12 protein-coding genes are annotated in these 20584 nt (G+C 54.4%); 1 reads left to right on the top strand and 11 read right to left on the bottom strand.

Annotated features, from left to right (window positions below):
• The first annotated feature begins 27 nt into the window (after positions 1-27).
• On the top strand, positions 28-921 hold the full coding sequence (locus FHS50_RS02320) for a hypothetical protein (RefSeq protein WP_183932779.1): 894 nt from the start codon (positions 28-30) through the stop codon (positions 919-921).
• Positions 922-1067: 146 nt separating this feature from the next.
• Here the strand turns inward: FHS50_RS02320 and FHS50_RS02325 are convergent, their stop codons facing one another.
• From FHS50_RS02325 to FHS50_RS02375, 11 genes are all read right to left on the bottom strand, one after another.
• On the bottom strand, positions 1068-1715 hold the full coding sequence (locus FHS50_RS02325) for a hypothetical protein (protein WP_183932780.1): 648 nt from the start codon (positions 1713-1715) through the stop codon (positions 1068-1070).
• A gap of 245 nt (positions 1716-1960) precedes the next feature.
• Positions 1961-4486, bottom strand: coding sequence for an Hsp70 family protein (locus FHS50_RS02330; protein WP_183932781.1), 2526 nt, complete (start codon positions 4484-4486; stop codon positions 1961-1963).
• Positions 4487-4489: 3 nt separating this feature from the next.
• A complete protein-coding gene (locus FHS50_RS02335; RefSeq protein WP_183932782.1) occupies positions 4490-4834 on the bottom strand; it encodes a hypothetical protein in 345 nt (114 codons plus the stop codon).
• Positions 4824-6995, bottom strand: coding sequence for a hypothetical protein (locus FHS50_RS02340; RefSeq protein WP_183932783.1), 2172 nt, complete (start codon positions 6993-6995; stop codon positions 4824-4826). The genes FHS50_RS02335 and FHS50_RS02340 overlap by 11 nt, the downstream gene beginning before the upstream one ends.
• Positions 6996-7250: 255 nt before the next feature.
• On the bottom strand, positions 7251-7400 hold the full coding sequence (locus FHS50_RS02345) for a hypothetical protein (protein WP_183932784.1): 150 nt from the start codon (positions 7398-7400) through the stop codon (positions 7251-7253).
• 151 nt (positions 7401-7551) lie between these two features.
• Entirely contained in the window at positions 7552-8337 is a 786-nt protein-coding gene (locus FHS50_RS02350; RefSeq protein WP_183932785.1) for a competence protein CoiA family protein, read from the bottom strand.
• Positions 8338-8601: 264 nt separating this feature from the next.
• Entirely contained in the window at positions 8602-9684 is a 1083-nt protein-coding gene (locus FHS50_RS02355) for a hypothetical protein (RefSeq protein ID WP_183932786.1), read from the bottom strand.
• 186 nt (positions 9685-9870) lie between these two features.
• The gene (locus FHS50_RS02360) at positions 9871-10737 is read right to left on the bottom strand and encodes an HNH endonuclease (protein WP_221184817.1); all 867 of its coding nucleotides are present in this window, start codon (positions 10735-10737) and stop codon (positions 9871-9873) included.
• Complete coding sequence (locus tag FHS50_RS02365) at positions 10730-11116, bottom strand: (deoxy)nucleoside triphosphate pyrophosphohydrolase (protein ID WP_183932787.1); 387 nt, start codon at positions 11114-11116, stop codon at positions 10730-10732. The genes FHS50_RS02360 and FHS50_RS02365 overlap by 8 nt, the downstream gene beginning before the upstream one ends.
• 87 nt (positions 11117-11203) lie before the next feature.
• Positions 11204-17170: a DEAD/DEAH box helicase gene (locus tag FHS50_RS02370; RefSeq protein ID WP_246332922.1), complete on the bottom strand. Its 5967-nt coding sequence runs from the start codon at positions 17168-17170 to the stop codon at positions 11204-11206.
• Positions 17157-20456: an STY4851/ECs_5259 family protein gene (locus tag FHS50_RS02375; protein ID WP_183932788.1), complete on the bottom strand. Its 3300-nt coding sequence runs from the start codon at positions 20454-20456 to the stop codon at positions 17157-17159. The genes FHS50_RS02370 and FHS50_RS02375 overlap by 14 nt, the downstream gene beginning before the upstream one ends.
• Positions 20457-20584 lie beyond the last annotated feature (128 nt).

The following is a 20584-nucleotide window of genomic DNA, read 5'->3' on the forward strand; positions in this document are numbered from 1 at the left end:
CTGTGCCCCAAACCTTGGGCCAGACCAATGACGACAACTCCCAACCTCTACCTGCGCGGCCGGATATTCTGGTGGCGAAGAAAAATTTCAACTTCCGCTTTTCGACCCCTCGATCTGCGTTTATCCTTAAGAATATATCGAAAACAGGAGGCGGTCTGCCGGGGGGCATTTCTGACCGCGTCCACGGGGGAAGTGCAGCACATGCTCGAACAGAGGATCCGCGCGGCAGACGCGCGGCTCACCGAAAGCGAGGTCCAGGCGATCGCGCGCCAGGCCTATGACGAACTCCTGGGGCGGTTTTGCGAGCAACAGCGCCGCGCGCCGCAACTCGCGGATACGCATACGATCGCGAACCGCGCCTTCGCGGACTATTACGAGCGCTGCCGTGAACGGGGAGGTCCGGCGCCTTTGACCACTGCCGAGCGCAGCGTGCTGGCTGCCAGGTGGGGTATACGCCGCGTCCAGGAACTTGAAGCGGTCATAGCCCTTGAGGAGCAAGGCCACGCTTTCATCAGCCCGCGTTTTATCGATAGTCGACTTCGGGATATGGGCATCGAGCCGCACAACGGTCATCGCCGGCAGATTGCTGCTGCGATGTACGAACCCTATCGCGATGCCTGCCAGGATGCAGACGCCATCATGCGCGGTTATCCGCCTCAGTCGCGCTATGCACAGCACCCGGTCCAACCCGTCTGGGCACCGCCGGCGCAGCCGCCGGTTTGGCAGTCGCCGGTGTCACCGCAACCTGCCAGTCGTGCTGCACACCCCGCGCCGGCTGCGTCAGAACCCGAGGCAGTCGATACCTCGCCCGACCTCTATGAAATCTCTCTGCAAGCGGAGAAGCCCTGCTTGACAAGCAAGACACGGACGGACGCGCCTATCTCGAAGCCGCGCGCGCCGAGAAAGAGGCGCCCTATCTGATCGTCGACGCGACTGCAGCTTAGCCTTATAGCGCTGCCACTTCGAAGCGATGCTCATCGCCCCAGCCTCGCCCCGGTCCAGTCAGGCACCTCTTGGGCCACGCCTAGCCGTCGATGCGGTGTTCGGATTCTCGGAGCTCCTCGCGGCTAGTGGCCGAGAGTACACTCGCGAAGGTTGTATCCTTCTCCAAAGCTTTCCGAGATTTCGTTGCAAATGAAACTAACACCATCCCCTTTGGCCATCTGTGCGATGGCTGGCCCATCTTTTTCCGAAAATGAGGCAGTAACGAAGTAATTTAGATATCCATCGCTTTTTCCGATGATCTGGATTGAGGGATTAGTTGCGTCTCCGCCAAAATCAGCAATTTTCTCATCGGTAAAAGCCAATCGTTTTCCGCCGTAGCGCTGACCTGCCGCCACTTTGTTCGCTTCGATATCATTCCAAAGTGTCTTGATCGAAGCGTCCATCACCTCGGCATTGGAGTTGTCACGGGCCTCTCCCGAGGGATTAAAGGTGTCCGCACTCATCGCCTCACCAACTGATTTGGTAGCCCCGATCCAAGTGAAGCAAACGACAAGCGCAAGAGCCCCGGTTATCAGGCCGACAATTGCCATGGATCGCGGAGTTCGCCTCAATGCAAATAAGGAAAAAAGAATTGCAAGAGGAGCTAGCAACCAGCTGACAAAGCCGATGAATGGAACAAAACTTAATATAAGTGCCAAGATCCCGGTTATTCCCGCCGCCTTTCCAAGAGAATTGTGATCAGGACGCGTGTCAGTTGCTACAGTTTCCATATTTGCCCCCAAATTAAGAACGAGCAAGACCCTAGCCCCTCATCAAGTATTTGCAACATGTTTAGTAATCAATTTGGTTTGTACCTGATCATGCCGAAAATCGCGAGCGTTAGACAACTACATGAAAGTCATTCGAGCTAGTGATCGGCAGCAAGCTACGAAAGTTTAACCCAGGCGAATTCGCGTTCGGCGAGTTGGGCGCAGATTCTGCTAATCGCATGGATTACACTAAAGGTTCGCAGTTATTAGTGTGACATTAGGTCTGCCACTGCTGCCAAGTCATGTTCCGCGTCAGCGGCAATGGCGAGGTTGCTATAGATTTCTGCGATCGTCGAATTAAGTCCGTCAACATCTTCGCTTTCGAGCTTTGCCAAGCCATTAGCCACAAGCCGGTCATGCAGGGCAGGGTCGATTGCTAAATGTTTCAGGGAAGCAATGTGTCGGAATTGGCTGACAACGAAGCCCGGATTGGCCCGCAAAAGTTCGAAGGCGAAATGCTGAAGCTGGTCTATGCCATATTCCGCGTCGTCATATTTTCGGTCTGCGAGCGAGCGTTTGATATGGTCATGGATCTGAGCAGCGCGTTCTCGCGCGCCGTCAACCTCGATGCCTTCTTGCGCTCTCTCGACTAACTTCAGCACACGCCCTAACTCGGCCGTCAAAACGGCTTGTCGATGACCCTCTGAGTGACGAATACGCGAAATATCTTGTTTGATGTGACGCGCTGATTCCGCGATCAAGCGGAGGTCATCGGGTTCGGTAGAATCGTTCAATGCCTCGAACAGGCGTTCCTGACGGCGCCTCAAGTCCCGAATTTCCGTTGATACACGATCGCCCAGGTCGTCCTGCAATTGATCGATTGCATTGTCCGATGAAATAACGGCCTCTCCCACAATCGCCCGGCCGTTCTCGCTGGAAAAATCCAGCTGTCCCAGTTGGGGGAGATATATGCTTTTTTGCTCGATTCGGAGATCCAGCGTGGGCAGTTCGACCACTGGATTCACAATCCCGTTTTCGTCGACGTTTAGGTGCAAGTGCACTTCATCGCCGCGGTGCAGGTCGCGGCCTTCGTCGAGGAGGTCGTTCGAAATGCGAAGCAATCCTACAAACAAGTTATTTTCTGGCTCAGGGACTCCCTCGGCCTGCTGGTAAAGCTCGACATCAATGTGATCGGACTCATTAGCTTTGAGTGTTTTTGCCGCACGGAAACTTGTAGTTTGTGACGTCGGCAGAGTCGTTCCTTTTGCAAGCACTTCTTTGAGAAAATTGCGCTGAAAGCTCCCGCTTCCGTCGACGATCTTTACAGCCAATGCGTGCGTGGCGGGCGCTCCAGCTGCTGATGCTGCAGTCTTCACAATCTCAAGGGTCTCCGAGACATCCTTGCGGACGGAGCCGGATGAATCGGTCACTAAAATTCGAACGCGATTCTTACCTAGCTTATTCAAGCTGACCCTAATTACTGGCCCGTTATCCAGTGATACAGCGCCTGATTTCCAACCATCATCGGTTTCCGCGTGAATGCGCATACCCGTCGCATCGCCCGACAAAACGGTAGCTTTGACCCGCACTTCATCGGATGACGTTCGAGCTTCATAGTCATACTTTAGAGATACCGATCCCGATTTTTCCTTCGAGGAGATAGCGGACTTCTTTTTGTTCTTGGTGCCGGACCAGTCACGCGATTCAGCGAAGATCGCCGCGCCCCGTGCCACCGCGGTCATAGGATCGGTCTTGAGATCGACAGGAATTCCCAGCTCCGTTGGAACGCGCTCTCGGATTGCAGCCATCTTGGAGGGGCCGCCGATCATGACGACGCGATCGATATCGTCATTGGAGTAGCCATTGTCTGCGAGCACCTTCTTGCAAAGCGCGATCGTAGCATCGACCTGATCCGAAATGAGCCTTTCGAGGTCAGTTCGTGTAATCTCGACCTCGACGTAAATTTCCTCACCATTGTCATCGGCAGAACGAGCTTCTTCCTCAGAAATGAAAATGGTTGCGCTTTCCTGTCCGGAAAGCTCAATCTTGGCTTGCTCTGACTTAAGTTGGGCCAAGCGGATTAAGCGTTGGAATTGCGGCTGCTTTTGAAAGTCGTCTGCCAGATCGAAGTTTTCCTGGAGCCAAGGACGAACGATTGAGTTTACGATCGCTTTGTCGAAATCGCGACCGCCGAGCATGTTTATCCCTTCGTGCGCAAGGATCGTGACGGCCCCCTTCACACTCTGCACAAGGGCTACGTCGAATGTCCCCCCTCCTAGGTCGTAAACCAAAAACTGACCGCTCTTATTTTTCGCGTTTTCCAAAGAGGCTAACGCCGCTGCAATCGGCTCCTGCAAAAGTCCGACAAACTCGATATCGCAATCATTGGCGGCCTGAATTGTGGCTTCAGACTGGAGCTGATTGAATGCCGCCGGAATCGTAACTACCGCTCCTTCTACATCGAAATCACCTAATTCGGTTTTTGCTTGGGTCAGTAGCGTACGTATGATTTCAGCACTTGCCTCAACTGGCGATATCTTCGTTCCGCTCGCCTTAAGCTCGATTACGGTGTCAGTACCCATCAAACGCTTGAAACCAGCCGCAACGTTTTGTGGTGACAATAACCCTTGGTCATATGCCTTCGCGCCAACAAAGCGATTACCACGTCGATCTTCGAATATAACGCTCGGAAGGATATCTCGGCCTTCAATAGTTTTGCAGTGCCGCAAGCCATCTTCGCCATTACAGACGATGGCCGAGTTGGAGGTTCCCAGGTCGATGCCGATATACACGCGCTATTCTCCTTCCAGCATAACCCGAGCAACGCGCAATACTTTGCCGTTAAGTACTACTGCCGGGTCTATGGTCTGAATTATTCTGACGGGTTGTGATCCTTCAACGTCGTCTGCATTAATCGGCGAAACAGGCAACTCGGCCGAGAACAGAGCCCCGTCGAAAGTCATAATTTCCAAACGCAGCCGCTCAAAGATGGAGCTTACCTTGCCATCTGAGAACCGAACCTGCGCACGCGCTTTGTTCGCTTTTTTCTCCGGCAGAATACTGAGAGATTTCTGATAGCTACGCGAAAGCTTCCAATACTGGACAGCAAGTTCTGCCAAGTCGTCATTTTCAATACTCATAAGCGTTCGGCTCGCTTTGTTCGAAGGGGGCTAGCGGGTCACCGTCCAACACGTCATCCGTGTCGAGCTCGTCGCTGGTTTGCGGGGCAGGGTAGGCTGTTTCAGGGGTGGAAGGCCTGCTGTATTCATCTCGACCGAACTCATAATTCATCGCGCTGGAGGATGAGTTCTGCGCGGACCAACTATCGAGAATCCGCTGAGCTTCTGCTTCTAATTCGGCCCTATACTTATCGGCTTCCAAACGCACTGCCGTCTCGTCACGGCGATTGAATCGGCGGTTCTCACATCGACTATTAAGTTCGTCGATGCGCAAATTATAGTTGCTATAAGCAAAAGGCCTGACGCGGGGCTCGAGATAGGACAGCTTCCGTTCCTCGAACATGCAATAGCGCAATTCAGGGCGAGACAAGGTACTGTAAGCAGCCTCTGCAGCTGGAACTTTCACCAAGAGGGAGCTCAGGCTTTCGGGTTCCTCTTCAGTCGAATCTGCAGAACTGTCAGCTTCGAGGTCCTGGGGCGTTGTTGGTGTCTCATAGGTAGGGCTGTCGCCTCGAGCGTCTTCATACTCATAACTCTCATAAGAGCCACCTGTGGTCGAGCCGTTCTCGGCGCAGTCGGACAAAGCAAAAATCGGGATGCCCAGCGCGACGACCCCCCAAAACCATCGTCCTCGCGTTCGACTGGCAATCCTCGACTTGATCCCCGACTCCACCTTTAGCCAATCTCCTCGATTGGTCGGGTCTATTTCGATTAGGCGTGAAACTGCTGCGAGGGCTTTATCCCAGTTTTCTGCGTTGATTGCTGAAGAGAGCTCACCCTGCAGGATCAATCCTTCAAGGGTCGACAGATCACGGTCAATCTGTGCAGCAATTGAAGAGGGCGCATCGGTTCGAATAACTTCTAAAATCGATCTTGCCGCACTTGGTTTGCCCGCATCGTTACTAAGCTCGAGCGCAACCGATCTGGTAATGCGCCACGGCAGGTCGCGAAACTCGCCAAGGTCGCTATTCTCGACATGCGCAATTGCTCGGAAGTGAGTTGAGAAAAGTTCTCCGGCGATGCCTTTTCCGTTCCTGCAAAAGTGCCCTGCGTCGATCCATTTAGCGGTGGTAGTTAGGTCCGCCTTTGCGGCCTCCGCAGCCGACAAAAGAGGCTGCAGGATTTCCTGCGCTTTGCTTTGTGCGATTAGCTCGTCAAGCGTTTCAAGATCTTCATCCAGGCGCGCTAGGACAGACGGCAGCTCAGGGAATGTTCTCGCAAGCGCTTCTGAAAGTCGCTTCGCTTCAGGGTAGTGCCCTTCCTCATTGGCCAATTTGAGCGCCAGGTCCCGTACTTGATTGAAAATCTTCCGAGACTTCGGCTCGTCCAGCCCACGCGCTTCGTCTCGCATTTGTACCGGCTGATTGACCGAGTCCCAATCTTTGAGATCATTCTCGATAGCCGAAATTGCTTTCTCAAGTTGACCCTGCAAAGCCAACTCTATGTTGCCCTCAAGGCTTGCCTGGATTTTCGAGAGCTTGGGCTCGCTCCATCGGTCGTACCGATCGACAGCGATGTTCAGTGTCGATGTATACCACTCCGCCTCCAGCCAAGATTTTTGGCTCAGAAGGTCGATCAAGCGCGAGGCGGGCTCGTTCGTGCGAATAAGTGATCGAACGAGGTCCTCAGCAAGGTCCTGCTGATACGACTGGAGAGCATCGCGCCATTCATCGGGGCCAACCTTACGAAACTTTGATACGGACCTGGTGTCTTCAATGGCTTGCAGTGCCAAGTCAGGTTCAAACTTCGCGAGTGCCTTGCAGAATTCCGGTAGGTAATCGATGCCTTCCGAGCATAGAAGATCCGTCGCCAAGTTCAGGCGAGCAAGCGCCGGTAGGCCATTTAGAAGCTCTTCGATCTTGTCACGGCTGGCTCCTGCCTTCAGCGTCTGCCAAATCTCTTCGAGCCGAGCAGGGGAGACATCAGGATAAAACCGAAGTTCTGCGTTTATCCTCTCGCGTGGAATCGTGAGTGACGTGCGAGCGTTGTCCAAAATATCGGCATCGACACCATCGAAAATCCGATCTTCGGCGGCGGAAACTATCGCATCGTGAGTCCCTCGTGGCGAAACCCCAAGGACGGTAAACGGTGAGGCCGAAAGATTACTTAACGCTATCGCCACTACGCCGCCCCATCTTACTCGCTACGCTAAATAAGCTGGCGCCCCCGCGCCACAGCGGAAGTTAACGGAGATAACAAAAACTGACAACTTTTAATCCGACATTTAAAATCTCGTCATCGGCTGGCAGCTCAACGCCGTAGTTCGGGTGACTGGCGGCGGGTTTGCGGACCGCTGCGCGGCGAAGTTCTCGATGTGCTGGCGGGTAGCGACGCTGCGGCACGCGCGTTTTCAGTATTGGGATCGCCTCGCTGGCCCTCACGTCAAACTGCTGATCTGAGCAATTTCGCGAACTGTTGCCCGCCCTTTGGACTTGAGCAGCACCAGCAACATGACAGGCTGGTAAATGTGAGACATCCGCATTTCATTGCGGATGAATCGTTCGAGGCTTTCGTATGCGTCACTCATGAACAACGCTTATCGCGGAGGCATGCCTCTGTCAGCCTATGCTCGGAGTTCTCAGCTCAGTTCGCAATTCATGGTGAGAATTCGGCTCTTATCGGCCAAAATGCTGACATTCAAATAGCGCCCCAAAAAGGCCAAGCCCTTTGGGCCTGTCTCACCCTCGAAATCCACGGCTCCGGATCGCTTGGCTACCATCGGGATCAATCGCGTTGACTCTTTGAAGAGGCGTCATTTGTTCCCATTCTCGAGCGGAAATCCGCGCGGGCCTTTTGTATTGAACGCCGCAGAGATTACTTCGTGAGACCCGCCATCCGAGGCTCGCGGATCGCTTGGGTATTTCTCGATTGCCACTCAGACAAAGCCATTCTCGCGGGGCATCCTTCAAAACGGCTTGGCGCAGTTCAACTTCGCTCTTGTTCCGAAACCGCGCTAGGTCGATCTCCAGTACAGACATGCCAGTCATTCGATAAGCCGCTACTTTTTCTTTGGAACACGCGTGCGTGACCTTCACCTCGATTATCAGGTCACGCCCCTTCGATGAGCCGACCAAGTCAGCTTTGTAGCCAGCAATCTTTGGTTCAAGACGGATGTCTTCTAGCTGGACAAACTTATCATGAAGCTTTCCCCAACCGTCGGCCTCGACGCTCGCGACGTAAAGTCCACCAGCGTTTTGAATAACTTCTTTGGCGAAGCGATGTGCTAGGGTTTCCGTACCTCCGGAACACTCTGAAAATGCCGTGTGAGCGAAGGACCAAGCTTTCGTCTGGCCTTGCCGAGCTATTAGGGGGCCATGGCATGCCAAGCATACGCAAAAACACGCCAAACCCCTGGGGACCTCGTCGATCCATCGTTCCTGCCCATCCGGGCCTTTCGCCAAAACCATCAGCGGTTCGTGATTACTTCCGCCGATTGTCAGACCTAAGGGATTGAGCTCGGGCATCCGCCCATCATCCCGGTCAGCAAGCAAGTTGCAAGAGCAGATACCGATTCCAGCGGAGGCTAGGGGTCAGAACAGGTCTGAGGAATACACACCAGTTACCGGCGTTTCCGAAGGTCGGGCGACAAACACTGCCGACTGAAGAACTTGCACGTTACCAACAAAATATGCGGATATATAAGCATGTACGGACGGAAGAGCAGGGTGGCGATCAGATCAACGAGAGCGTCGAGGCTTTCATCGCGCAACGCATTTACATCACTTTGTTCAAACGGGAGGCCAGCCAAACCCAAATTTAGCTTGGTAATATTCGCGGTAAAGCATGTCCAAATCATGCTCCCAAGAATTGATAGCTTCCTGCATGTTGGTAGACCGGCGCCGCTTCGCTTGACGCGCAAAACTGGCGAGCGAGTTTGCCATTTTCCTTAGTCGTGAGGCGCTCGCTGGCCGTCCCCATTGTTTCATGTACGTGGGGCTTTCGATCGGCGGCAAATGCATTTCAAACACGCGGCGCAAGATCGCGTGACGCTCGCTTTGCGTCAGGTCCGATTTCTCACCAACCGAGTAACCTAAGTAGCCAAGCACACCCTGGTCGACCCAATGATCCGATGACAAGCCGCCTTTCCCTTTTCCGGCCTTAGTGGATGGCCAGTCAAAATATTCATCACTCGTATGGGGTAACTTCGCACGGCGTTGCCATTCGCGTTCAACCGCGGCGACAACTTCAGCGTAAAGCTCGGCTCGTTGCGGATTTTTCCCAGTTCTCTGGTAGTAATCAAGTAAGCCGACATATTTTTTCCAACCCGACAGCAGCATAGTAAATGACAGCGATGAAGCTTGTCGAAGATAGCCCTGCAGAGCCTTTTCGCGTTCTGCCTTTCGGCGCGCTAAATCCGCTTTCCGGCCTTCTTCCTCACGCCTTCTCGCACGCTCGATTGCGGCGAGCTTCCTAGCCAGGCGCTCTCGTTTTTTTCTTTCCAGCTTTTCTCGCGCCTTTGCTTCTTGTGCGCGTTGCTCAGGGCTCTTCGTCTTGCGCAGGGCACGCGATCTTGGGCGTTTTTGCTTGCTGCTTTGCCCATTCTGAGCAGGTTTCTTGCTGCTTTTTGTCGCCAGGCCTTTTCCATCTCGTACGTCGATCTTCGAGCTTTCGCCGCTTTTAGCTTTTATTAGACCCGCGCTGACAAGCGCCTGTGCCATGGCACTGCCGGAGGGCGAAGCTTTCCGCGAGGTCTTTTGCTTGCCGGCTTTCGGCGAATCTGATCGGGCTTCCTTCATCGCTTTGCGCAATGTCGCCTGAATACGCCGTTCGCGTTCAGCCTTTTCTGCAGGTGTTCTTTTTCTTCTTCTCATATGATTTTACTAGTAATTATCCACACGAGCGCGCCGGTGAAATATGACAGCCGTGAAAAGAACGAAAAAGCAGCGGTGAGGATTTAATGTTGTGTGCTATCCATTATATTTAGAACATCAATCAGATTAGCCGTTTTTGCTATAATGGTCCCAGGTGATGGAAGGCTTATACCCCTAAACTGCTATTCAGCTGTCGCAATCGTCGTGTGCGACTGTCCGAGATTCCTTGTTCTGTGTCATTGCTACAAGGGTTTGTTTGTCGACTGCTCGATCCTGAACATGCATGCGGCGATGACAATTCGGGCATAACGCCACTGTATTCTCGACCGTATCGGGTCCACCGCGGGCCAACCAAACGATATGATGCGTCTCAAGGTATGGTCTGTCGTCATTATCTGTGAACGGTGCGGGTTTTCTGCATAGCTCACAATGTCCCTTGGCGCGTCGCTTGGCATGTTCGACTACATACTCGTTGCGCTGATGTGTGCGGATTGTGGCGGGGCGCGAACCGACAACTGATTTTCCCCCTTGGCGCGCACGAGCCTCAATTTCTTTGTCGGTTAGCCGCTTTATGCGGCGGGCTCTTCGCTCCTCGACCTCCTCAAAGAGGTTGGCAGGCAATGCCGGAATGCGGTCGCTTTTGGGTGTGAGTGGGAAGACCCACACTTTCCGATCGTTCTTGTCTTCGTCGGGCTGAACCTCCTGATAGGGTTCATCTGCCAAGACGACTTCGCCAGCGTATGTGTAGATTCGTGGCTTCGGGGTAAAAACTTCAAATAGGTGGACCGCCACACCATTCCGTGAGCTTTCTGCTAGCGTCCTATTTTGCATAAAGTTCAAAGACTGATCGCCCTTTTGCCCCATGCCAGTGTAATGCAGAACCCCGTCAATCCAACGATCTTCGTAAATTGAATCAAGGTGGTTACAGATTAAAACCAGCGTGTTGGTCCGTTTGGACCGGCGCATTCCTCCTTGGGGTCCGCATAAGAATATCGCGCATAGTTCGTCATTACTAAGTTGGGCGCCTAGCTCTAATGAGGCGATGTCATGCATGGCGAAGGATAACCTCTTCTGCGATCCGAATGTCTGCTGGTGCTAAGCGGGTCTCGCGAAGTTCCAATGGATAGACCCAATCTAATGCATCGTGCACGCTTAACTTAACTTCGCCGGACTTCACTTCGGCGTATATCGCGATCAGCTTAATTGCCCCGCCGGGATACTCGTAAATCGAATGGGTCAGCACTTCTCCGGCTGTCACTCCGATGCCGAGCTCTTCATGCAATTCGCGCACAATACATTCTTGAACGGTCTCATTGGGCTCTAGCTTTCCTCCGGGAAACTCCCAATGCCCTTCTAGGATTTGTCCGGGGCGTCTCCTCGCAATCAGGACCTTGCCATGTTCGACGATTATTGCGGCTGCGACTTCTTTCAAAGGTTCAAATCCCTGGCCACATGTATCGCCCTGATAGTGCCTCGCTCCAAAGGTCCTGAGGCTCGGTCAAGTCGAGTTTGCATGTTGTCATATCCGCGCAACTGCAATGTAGCTTTCCCCAATCGCTGATACTGCTGCCTTAGACCGCACCAATTCGCCTGCTTGATAGGCAGGAGGCTTGCGGAAGTCGTGAAAAGGTTTGCCGCTTGCCCGCCAATAGCCAAAGCCAAGGTCGAGGAAGATCGCAACTTTCTCACCGTCTGTATATTCGAGAACAAGCTTTCGCCCATGCGGCATATCGCTTTGAGTTGCGATCTCCACGTCGAGTCCCAATTTATGTCCGAGCTCCCTGGTCACGTCATATCGATCGTTGTCCTTGCACCAGTCATGAAAAATGGCGTTCGGGTAACCAGCGTTGGTGATTGACCAGGTTTCGATGTCGACTTCCGTCGTTTCATTTGCTGCCAATTCGCGAGCCAGCGCTTCACAAGTCCGAAGCAGGAGCAGGACTTGCAGCGGCGCTTTCAGATACCGGTCGACGTAAGTTATCCTCGCGAGTTTGTTTGGCTTCCACGCGCCGATGGTCTCGAGCTTATTCTTAAGTTTGGAGCCGAAGCGTCTTCCGAACTGTTCAACGGGACACTGTGCAAAACCATCGAGGACTTCGACAAGATCGCCGCTAGCTCCAGGTCGTTCCAACTCATCCGGGTCAATCACACGATATGCTGTCGGGGTGCCAATAGCGCCTTCGACCGTAGGGTGCGACCGCCCGATGCCCCATGAACGACCCGGATGGCACGAGGATTCATCACGTGAGAAGAATGCAGTTCCGCCCTCATCTGTGAGTAGCTCTGCGATACGGTGGCTCTTGTTTTTGCCTTGCTGGGCCGAACCCACCCCGAGCTCGAACTCATGGCGGATCGAAGCGTCTCGCAAAGCCCGGCGCTCAACCTCTCCATATTGTTCGAATGCTTTGTCATCGAGCACGAGTGTCACGGGCACGCCCCGAGCAGCCGCGGTTGCGAAGAACGTACGCATCTTCGTTGATCGCAATCCGTTGAGATCGAATTTCCCCGGAGCGAAGACCGAAATCCGGTGTTCGCCTCGAGCCCTTAATAAGATTGCGTTTGCTGCATCATTGATTGGTCGAGCATCCGCAACAGCGCGATCATCATCGGGCAACTCGGCGTTTACTTTCAAGAATTCTCGAACAGCGACCAGCGCAGTTTTTCGATCGAGGATTTCCTGCTGTTTGTGGAGATCACTCAAAAGTATGCAGCTTGCGCACGCTTTTTCGCAGTCCTTCGAACAATCAAGGATATCAGCCGCACGCTCGAAAATCGGATAAACATTTTCGAGCAAGCGCGGGGAATAGCCGGCCCCGCCCGAAGCTTCGTCGAATAGGTAAATCGACGCCACTCGCTGCCCCAGTTCGCCATCTCTCGCTGCTACAGAGATGCCGAGTTCGCGGGGTTCGATGCCGAGCCACCGCGTGAGGCTTTCGCGTAAAGCCGCACCGAATGCCCAAGCGGCCCCCTCAGTCTCCACGCCGGGTATCTGGACTTCAACCACATCGGTTAGGACCTCGTGGCCGAGCGCGAGCGAGCGCGTGATAGCGTAAGCCGCATCGTTCCCTCGGCAACGCTCAGACGACGACTGTCCATTGCGCGGGGTTAAGGGGCGATGATCTTCGAGATCGCCGCTACCCGCGCTAGCTGCTCGACCACACTCCAGACAGATCTCGTAGCCGTCATCCTCGGGTCCTCGCGAGTGGTGGTATATGTGCCCCTCATGGGTAGCGCGAACCCGGCCACTTTGGGGGATCAGGAGTGGTTGCCAATCCACGTCGCCTGCGCTCACAATTGGCTTCTTGGGCTCAATGTAAACGGCATTATTAGTGTCCGCGTGAGGCTTGGCGTTCCAGTCGACCCTGAAGCCCGCCGGTTCTAGAAACTGTTCTGTCGAGATATCGCTTTCGCCGCAGTTTAGGCAGTGATCCTCAATCTTATGTCCGCTTCCAGCACCGCCACAATGGTCGCACCACCAAGCCCAGCGCAGGTTCTGCGGTTCTTTCTGCCCGCTATCGATCGGACTTTGCCAATTGAGTGTTACGCCTTCAGAGCGCCACACTAGGCCATCGACAACCACTTCAGCCCCAGGGGCATATTCTCTGATCGCAATATCTGCGTTGCGGGTTGGACATTCGTAGCGTGTATCGCGTGCACCCTCTTCGTCAGATGGCTTGCGGGCCTGAGCCTTTTGGCTTTCGGCACAAAGCGTGTCGAACGGGACAACCGAAGTGGGAAATCCGCTTCCTGGAATGAGCGCCCGGTTGGCCAGTTCTTTTAGCAAAAACTCTCTGCAGAGCCGTCGCGCCTGAAACTCGATCGCCTTTTTGGCCGGTCCGGTCAGATTTTGATGGTCTGCTTTCAGTCTATCCCAAATGCCTCTGTACTTGCCCGCTTCCAGCTTGAACATCGCAGACGTGTGTGACCAGACCTCTTTGTCGGACGCCAAGCCCGTTCCCCTTAGGAGCCGTTGTAGCGCTCCTTCAGTTTCCACCGCTGTAGAAGGACGTCCGAGCCATTCAATGAAATCGTCAACTGGAGCCAGCCCCTCAAACGGTTGGAGATCAACGCGGCATCCGAAGAAATCACCGCACTTTGTTTTCGCGAATTGCCCGTCGACCTCACTGAACCAGCGAGCAAGTAAAAACGCATTAGCGTGGCGCTGCGCAATTCGATCTGAGTCCAACGAGACCCGTGGGGAAGCGAGCTTTCGACCAAGGTAGGCGATTGGATCAAAAAACGTCTCTCGATCAAGGGGCGTATTTCGAGCGATGGTCAGACTGCTCGAGAACCCTTGCCCACGACGTCCAGCGCGGCCTGCGCGTTGATTATAATTGGCAATCGAGGGAGGCACATTAGTCATCATGACAGCCTCTATCGATCCGATATCTACGCCCATCTCCATGGTGGTCGAACAGGCAAGCAGATTGATGTCGCCCTGTTTGAATTGCTCCTCGAATTCGCGAAGACGATATGGAGGCTGTTGAGCGCTATGCTCCTCGGCGCGCAGATAAGGCATGGCTAGCGCCGCTTGATCATGCAGATCTCCCCACAGCATCCTGTCGCGTAGCTGCGCAACGACTGCGTCACTCTGGAGCCATTTGCTGATCTCTTCTCGGCCATCAGGCTTCAATGGTCGCGTCCGAGGGAGCTTGGGGAAGACAACTTCGCACTTTTTAGAATTGTTGGACGACAATTGCGCGTTAATCGCGTTCGGAGATCTTCCGAATACTAAGCGCGGCAAGATGCGCCGGGTTGCAGGGCACTGCCATGCCTTTGTGATTGCTTCGATTTGAGCGGTTTTCTCAAGGCGCAAACGGTATGTGCCTCCGACCCCCTCAAGTAAGGGTAGGAGCTGGCCCCACGCTACGCGCATGGTCTCATTGATTATGTGTCGATCTCGATCTGAGGAGAGGTCTAGATCGAGCGCCATGGCAAGTAACTTAACCGCATCGGTCTGTGCGCCCTTGCTCTTCGCACTGGGCCAAATGATATCGCGCAATTGGCCCGGCGGATCCCCTGGTCCAATGACATTTCTTGGTCGAGCGCGACCAGGCATCCAGCGTGCATCTTCCTCCTCAACATCGATAGCAAAATATCCTCTGAGGTAATCCACCAAGTAATAAAGGAATTCACGCCAATCCTCGATGCCGAAGTTTTTTGCTTCAACAGTTTCCGGCAGGTCGCTTGAGGCTAAGCGTTCAATCACCTCGAAACGCAGACGAGCGAGGCCTAAAGTCTCCATGGAGTTCGCGTTGCGGGGGCGGCGAGCCATTTCTCGAAGGAGCATAAATCGCGCCAACGCTTCGTTGTTATCATGAAACCGCTCGCTACGATCGAGGTCCCAAACTTTGGACATCATTGCAATTGCGGGCTCTGCCGCCAACGCTGGGATTAAGTCCGTCCACTTAATGCCGGACGGCGTGCCGCCACCAAGTTTCGCATCAATCTCAACAACTTTGTCTTTGAAAGCGGGCACTTCATGCTGATTTGCGGCATAGATGGCTCGTTCTTTGAGGAGGGCAGATTTTTCCTCTTCGGAGACAACACTGGATTTAGCTGCCTTTTGGACGGCGTGGTAGATAAATCCTCGAACGAAGCCCCGCTCACCGTTGGTCTCTAAGTTCGCTGCGAACCTCGCTGTTCCTTGGCGGCTGTCGGAGAAACTGATGAGTTGGCGTCCATCGAATGGCAGCGCCCGATCGGTGGCCTGCGGGTGCAGGGAGACACCTTGCAAAAGGAGTGGGGCAGCGTTCTGTGTTAAGAAGGGGGCTCCGAACCGAAACGGGAAGGTGGGTGGCCGCCCTTGACGTCTAGGTGTTCGGCACGAGGGGCACCGGCCTTCATCTAAGTCAGAGATGTAAAAATTTCGGACCTCTTGGTCGATTTCGCCATTCTGGAGGTCAAACGAGATTGGGGAGGCGTTAGGGATCGAGGTCAGACTAATTAGGCGAGCATGCCCTCTGGCTTCGTGGTTTGCTTCGTCATCTTTCTCATCCCAGTCGCCGTCGCGGATACCGTCTTCTCGAAACTCATCACTCGCCTCTTTCCTGCGTCGCGGCACGATCCGGTGGCCGTTGTCGTCGGCAGCCAGATAGACTTCACCGCAATCAAGACAGCTTTCTAGCTCGAACACCATCGAGTTGCAGTGTGGACATGCATCATCCTCATCGAACAGGATGGGGCCGAACGGCCAGGTTGCGGGCTTGCGCCCGCCATTGCAGTCGCGGTTGATGCAGGTCCATAGTCCCGCCACCGCACGCGCAAAGCTGTGCGCGCGCATGGGTAGAATTGGATGTCCGCTTGAACTGCTATGCCCAGATAGCTCCAAAAGACCCTTGGTGGCGTTCGGTGTCAGTGATCTGAGCCGGCTAAGGGACTGCGGCTCCTTCGCAAGCGCTCGCGCAATCTTCATTGCCGCTGGGTCGCTCACGTCTTGCTCAAGTCTTTTCAAGTCGAGTGGTTGTGCCTTGCCAACGACGACGTGCACGCGATCAAGGGGCACGCCGGCCAGATCGGCGAGAAATCTTTGCAGTGCGAGGATAGCTTCCCTGTCATCCGCAGAGCCGATGGTAGCGGATGTCGCAACGAAGCGAACGTTTGCAGCTTCAACTTCGAAAGCTTCCATGACGCGGCGGAGTAGAAGTGACAATTCGGCCGCGGCAGATCCAATGTAGCTGTGAGCTTCATCGATCACGATCCAGCGTAGCTTACCCTTAGAAGCCTCAAGTATGGGACGATCTTCGCGCCTAATCGTCATATATTCGAGCATCGTCTGGTTGGTGACCAGAATGGGAGGCGGATTGGCTCGCAGGGTCTCACGATAGAGAACTTGTTCCGGAACGTCCTGCTCAGCCTTGTCGCGCGCGGCTTTCCGCGCGGTCTTCATGAGGCCGTTGTACAGCGCAAAACGGACATCGCCCTTTAGCGGCTTTGTCCATGCAGTGAGGCGTTTTTCCTGGCTCGCGATCAAAGCGTTTAATGGATAGAGCATGAGTGCTCGAACGCCCGTCAGTGGGCCTTCCACGACGGTCTCCCGTACGAGGTCGTCGAGCATCGGAACGAGGAAGCACTCGGTTTTCCCTGAACCCGTGCCACTCGAAACTAAAACTGATTTCGGGGTCTGACCGCTAAGCTGTTTCCACGCCTCTAGCTGATGCGCATAAGCGGGATAATCAAACGGCAAACTGTCTTTGTCCGTATTGTTCGTGATCGCAGCAATGGTGCGTGGGTGGAGCAGAGACGTGAGAGCATTCGGTGATTGACCCGACGACACGTAGCTTGGAGCGGCCTGGAAGATTTGATCTGACAGCAATGCGCCTTGGGAGGGGGCGGCAGAAGTCAGTTGCTCGCGAAGAAAAGCGTTGAGGGTGTCATGACGCAAGTTCGCCCGTGAGATCATCGCCTCGGCGAGGCCTTTTTGGAGCTTTTCGTGGACTTCGATGGGAGACAATTTTTCGTTACGCACTTCTTTACTGGCAGTCATTCAGCAACTCCGAAATGGCAAAGCCGTATGCTTTGGCGAAGTAATCTGGATGGCGTCTCTCGACATCCTTGATGGTTAGGATCTTTTTGGGGGTTAATGAGACATCGCGCAAAGCAGCAAGTGCGGCCACAAACGGTGCGTCGAGGACGCGCATCAACGACCCATTCAGTCTCTCATTAGGTAAGTAGTCATTAAAGTCAGGCCGGAATGGATTTGATAAGCCAGCATCCATGTTGATCCGTTCACAGGTATGACTGACGAAATGCTCACGCACAGCGCCCCAAGACAGCGGCTGGTAATCGCGACAGACTATTGGCGCCAGCTGCGGCGCTCGAGAGGCGATATGTTCCTGTCTTTCTTCCACTTGCTTGAGCGCCCAGTTCACATCGTCGAACATGCTGATCAAATATTTGCCGTGGGCTTCGAACGCGGCGTCCCAATCGGATTTAGGGACCAAACTCCAGCTGCCGCAAAGGCCATCAAAAATGCGCAAAACGGTTGAGATATGTTGTTCTTCACACCGGTAAAGAAGGAGAGGGGCAAGCGGTCCAGCACTGGGCAGTAGCTTCATGATTTCGAAGGTCTGCGGGGGTAGGCCCTCGAGCGAGAGTGCAAGATCCAAGATAGATCGAACGACGCGCGCACTTGGGCTCGAACTAGGATCGTCCGCTACTGAAGCTATAAGAGCATGTAGATCTTCGCATGCTTCTTCGAGCGGTTGCGCCATAGCATGACCGAGACGATGCTGAGGGAGCGGTTGCCCTGGATCACCCTTTATGAATTTCGGGCGCGTGAGAATGCGAGGCCCTTCTCGGAGATATACAAGCCAGGGTCCGCGCAAGCGGGGAAGATTGATCGGCGTACTGCCAAGCCCACTGTGTAATCCTTCGAACTCGCCAAGATCACGTTCAACCTCAGGAGCACCAAGGTAGCGACCGCATACTCGTATATCGTCGCCGATAATCGCTTTAGTTGGCCGTAAATCCCCGCCGGGCTCCCATTCCAGTTCATTTCCGAATTCGGTGACATACCAGTGGTCATTCTGACCATTATGGAAATCTAGTCGTGCTCTCGCATCGATGCCGAGCGGGCGGATCATCGCGGCAATGTCACTCTGAAGTGCCGACAAGCCAAGCTCGCCCTCGACTGTCCAGCACATTGCCAGCGATGCATTCTGTGCATTTGGGACTTCGCCCCACAGAACAGCCTTCTGAGGTGTGCGTGCGACAAGATCTTTAAGGCTCGCGAGGCCAAGAACTGTATTTCGAGCTAATAGCTCGCCGTCCCAGGCAGTGATCCACTCTTTTGCACGAAGCGGCACTTCGAGCTCGACATCGCTCCCCTCTGGCGAGGTCAACTTAAGGCCGACCAACGCACGACGCGGGGGGTCAATTCTTACCCGCCACGCATGGTCGATTGTCGCAGCTTCATTTTCGAAGGCGGCCTGACCTTCCCAACCGTGTAATTGGATATGGGCGAAGCCGCGGTGGATTTCTTGGGTAATGTCGAAAGATGAGGGAAGCACGATCGCTGTCAATCGATCGCGGATGTGCCGCGTCTCTTTGTCCAGCCAAGCGAATTCACAAGCTCCCGGTCCAGCGCGATCCAGGTCGGCGCGCCACTCTTGGTCACCTAAGGGGCGCCAGAAAACTTCGCTCCGGGTTCCCGTTCGACGCGCCATCCCATCATTCACTTCGGCATGCAGGGGATGTTTGGCTAGGCGTTGTTTCGTTCGCGCCCGCACTCCCAAAGGGGTCTCGGCTATGATGGAAAGCTTATCTCTGCGGTCTGCGGTCTGCCCGGTTCGGACAAGATAGGAATCGCCTCCATCATTCTCGATGATGATTTCGCCAGAGCAGCGATAGAGAGTTCGAGCCGTTGAAAATTCGAAATCTTCGGGCTCGATTTCACTATTTCCATTTCGGCCTCGGATCGACCAATTGGTCGGAATTTCGATGATGACCTGCTCCGCTCGGTAAGCACCGGAACCCTGTCCGATCAATGCGAAGGTTTTTGGGCTGCCGGATTGCTCTAGGTGCTCGTAGATGCGGACGCCCGTAGTAACTGGCTTGCCACCGGGCAGTACAACCTCATTGCCAAGCCGCTCGCCTTGCGCGTGGAACTCGATTGTGACCGCCGCAGCGAATGGTAGGTCAATCGCACCTTCGCCTCGCATTGAGCGTGCAGTCCAGCAGTCATCTGCTTGGTGCTCGAGGTAAGCGATCTGATCCGCCAGTTGAGCGGACAGTGCTCCGGTGGGTTGAATAAATATTCTGCTGTACCGCTCTGGAGACATTGCGCCGGTTCGGTCGACCCAGCGACCGTCAAGTCGCAACAATGCACCGGGGCGCCATTCATCCTCAATGAAGCGCATGATCCGCCGAACACATAGCGCCGCAGTACTCGGAAGCTTCTTCGACTCTAATAGTTTGTCGACCAAATCAGCCGCGGCGCCATCAAGCGTCATGGGGAGCTGTTCGCGCCAATCATCACATAATTCGTCTAGCCGCGCTGAATGCGGACGAGCGTCATTCCCAGCATGGCTATCAGCGAAGTTTCGAAGGTCGACGATTTTGAGAGCGAGCTCGCCACAAATCGCAAACATCTCTTCGCTTCGCCATAGCGAGGGCAATAAGTATTCATTGCGTTCACATATTTGGATCGCAGTGTTGATATCTGTCTCGGATGCCGTGAGCATTTCGCCCACTACGCTCTCGAGAAAGCGCCGTGGCCAAGTGGCCCCGCCGGCAACGGCGGCGGCTGGGAAGCCGCCGTGCCTCGCTAGGTTTGCTAACCTCTGTATCCCGTGCGCGGTGATTAGTGGCTCGACCTTCCACGCCTCAAACCCAGCATCGGATAGTCTTCGCCACTCCGACTGTGAAAGCTCCACACCTAAAGCCTTTTCGATGTCGGTCCAGCGCTGCGTGCCTCCTCGATAACACCGGCGAAACCAATCAGACGCCCACATGACAAAGGCGGGCGCCAAGGTCAGTCTCTTAAGTGGCGATCCAAGGTCAGCTTTGAGCTTGCTCTCAATCCGCGCGAACGTTTCTGCCGAAAGTCGATACCTATAAAGCGGTTCACCGGTTGGGCGGGGAATGCCCAGGTTGGCAAGCGATTCGCCAAAGGGGTGCGGGGCGCTCTCTAGCTTCCTCGCCTTTTGGATCGCTTTCATAAGTAGAAGTTGCGACCCTCCTTCTTCATGTATTTCGGCGGCGATTTTACGGAGACGTGCGGAATCGGCGCTGGCCGCTTCGATTTCATAATCGAAATCACGCGATTTCATGCTTTGCTGAGCCCCTTTTACGCAATGACAGTTACTCGGACCGAGCAGACCATACATCGGGAGCGCAGTCGTTCAAGCAGCATTAAATAAGGTTTAGAAGCAAGGTTAAGCGTAGGGCGGGGTAGACT

Source organism: Sphingomicrobium lutaoense, from assembly GCF_014195685.1.
GTDB lineage: Bacteria > Pseudomonadota > Alphaproteobacteria > Sphingomonadales > Sphingomonadaceae > Sphingomicrobium > Sphingomicrobium lutaoense.

Coding starts and splice junctions, on each gene's coding strand:
- FHS50_RS02320 (WP_183932779.1), top strand. CDS start 28: ATGACGACAACTCCCAACCTCTACCTGCGCGGCCGGATATTCTGGTGG.
- FHS50_RS02325 (WP_183932780.1), bottom strand. CDS start 1,715: ATGGAAACTGTAGCAACTGACACGCGTCCTGATCACAATTCTCTTGGA.
- FHS50_RS02335 (WP_183932782.1), bottom strand. CDS start 4,834: ATGAGTATTGAAAATGACGACTTGGCAGAACTTGCTGTCCAGTATTGG.
- FHS50_RS02345 (WP_183932784.1), bottom strand. CDS start 7,400: ATGAGTGACGCATACGAAAGCCTCGAACGATTCATCCGCAATGAAATG.
- FHS50_RS02350 (WP_183932785.1), bottom strand. CDS start 8,337: ATGCCCGAGCTCAATCCCTTAGGTCTGACAATCGGCGGAAGTAATCAC.
- FHS50_RS02355 (WP_183932786.1), bottom strand. CDS start 9,684: ATGAGAAGAAGAAAAAGAACACCTGCAGAAAAGGCTGAACGCGAACGG.
- FHS50_RS02360 (WP_221184817.1), bottom strand. CDS start 10,737: ATGCATGACATCGCCTCATTAGAGCTAGGCGCCCAACTTAGTAATGAC.
- FHS50_RS02370 (WP_246332922.1), bottom strand. CDS start 17,170: ATGACTGCCAGTAAAGAAGTGCGTAACGAAAAATTGTCTCCCATCGAA.
- FHS50_RS02375 (WP_183932788.1), bottom strand. CDS start 20,456: ATGAAATCGCGTGATTTCGATTATGAAATCGAAGCGGCCAGCGCCGAT.